2 protein-coding genes are annotated in these 1,195 nt (G+C 44.8%); both read left to right on the top strand.

Annotated features, from left to right (window positions below; genetic code table 11):
• A partial coding sequence (locus AC1DUA_RS38390; protein WP_477504684.1) for an ABC transporter permease subunit occupies positions 1-395 on the top strand: 395 nt, incomplete at its 5' end.
• Positions 396-432: 37 nt separating this feature from the next.
• On the top strand, positions 433-1,195 hold a 763-nt coding region (locus AC1DUA_RS38385; RefSeq protein ID WP_477504683.1), incomplete at its 3' end, for an extracellular solute-binding protein.

Here is a 1,195-nt window from a genome sequence, read left to right as displayed (position 1 = left end):
AACTGGAGGAATCTGCAGCGATTGACGGAGCCAATGACCTGTTCATTATTTGGAAAATCATTCTTCCACTCTCTATGCCGATTATTGCGGCGCTAACGTTATTTTATTCGGTAACCTGGTGGAATTCGTATATGAATGTTCTCATGTATATCACGAATTCAGGAAAGTTGTCTCTGATGGTGAAGCTGCTGCAGATGATCGATACGACGAGCCAGAATCTGCTCAATACGAATGCAACCAACGGGAGCGAAGGAGCTTCTATTCAAACCATGGTAACTCCGGAGGGGTTGAGGGCTGCTGCTATCATTATCTCGGTGCTGCCGATCCTGTGCGTATATCCATTCTTACAGAAGTATTTTGTAAAAGGCGTCTTGATTGGTTCCATTAAAGGCTAATAGAAAATCCATTCTTATTGCTGGAGGCGAAGATTTGATGATTAAACAAAAGCACGTAGCCTTAACGCTAGTCGCTTCTTTATTCGCAATTGCTGCTTGCTCCTCACCATCTAGCTCTGATAATTCAGGTAAGTCTTCAGGAGAGAATAAGAAGTTGGAGGTCAGTGTATCCATTCTTGACCGCGGCCAAGTGGCAAGTGACGAAGGCACATATGAGAGTAACCGAACGACCAAATACATCAATGAGAAATCGGGTATTCATGTGAAGTGGGTTCCGATCCTGCGGACAGAATCTACGAAGAAGCTTAACACGCTCATCGCTGCCGGTGAAGCACCAGATATGATGTGGGAATTCGGCCGTGATTATATGGCGACATTGAAAGAGCAGGGAGCTATTCAGCCAATCGACGAATACATCGAGAAATACAGTACTTCTTACAAAGCTTATTTGAAAGCGCATCCGGAGTTGAAGCCCTACACCATGTTTGATGGCAAAACCTATATGGCAACCAGCGCACGGGGCATTGATGCCATCGCGAATCACGGTATGTGGATCCGCCAAGATTGGCTAGATAAGCTGGGACTTAAAATGCCAACGACAATGGATGAGATGGTTAATGTGATGCGTGCATTTAGGGACAAAGACCCTGATGGCAACGGGAAAAATGATACGTTGGGAGCTGCATTCAACTATAACTACGCAGGTATTATTCAAGCGATGTATGCATCGAACAAAAGCAACTGGTATCTTGAGAATGACAAAATCGTGTACGGTGGCTTAACAGATCGCTATACAGATG

This window comes from Paenibacillus sp. 01T422 (assembly GCF_056398785.1).
This window is presented reverse-complemented; position numbering and strand designations above follow the sequence as displayed.